The following is a 314-nucleotide window of genomic DNA, read 5'->3' on the forward strand; positions in this document are numbered from 1 at the left end:
CGGGGGGTTGGCCTGGCGGTTCCCGGGCGGGGCCGACACCCCGGTGGACGTCTGGGACCTGCTGGCCTCCGGGACGGACGCCAGGGGCGGGTTCCCCACGGACCGCGGCTGGGACCTGGAAGCCCTCTACCACCCGGACCCGGAGCACCCCGGCACCACGTACACCCGGGACTGCGGCTTCGTGTCCGCCGCCGGTGAGTTCGACGCGGGGCTGTTCGGGATCTCGCCGCGCGAGGCGCTGGCGATGGACCCGCAGCAGCGGTTGATGCTGGAGACGTCGTGGGAGGCGTTCGAACGGGCCGGGGTCGACCCGC

General features: G+C 74.8%; 1 protein-coding gene. It reads left to right on the forward strand.

The features are described 5' to 3' along the window. Positions 1-314, forward strand: a 314-nt coding sequence (locus PUR56_RS16430) for a beta-ketoacyl synthase N-terminal-like domain-containing protein (protein ID WP_329949480.1), incomplete at both ends; no start/stop codon positions are given.

The organism is Streptomyces sp. BE303 (assembly GCF_036290945.1).
Lineage (GTDB): Bacteria > Actinomycetota > Actinomycetes > Streptomycetales > Streptomycetaceae > Kitasatospora.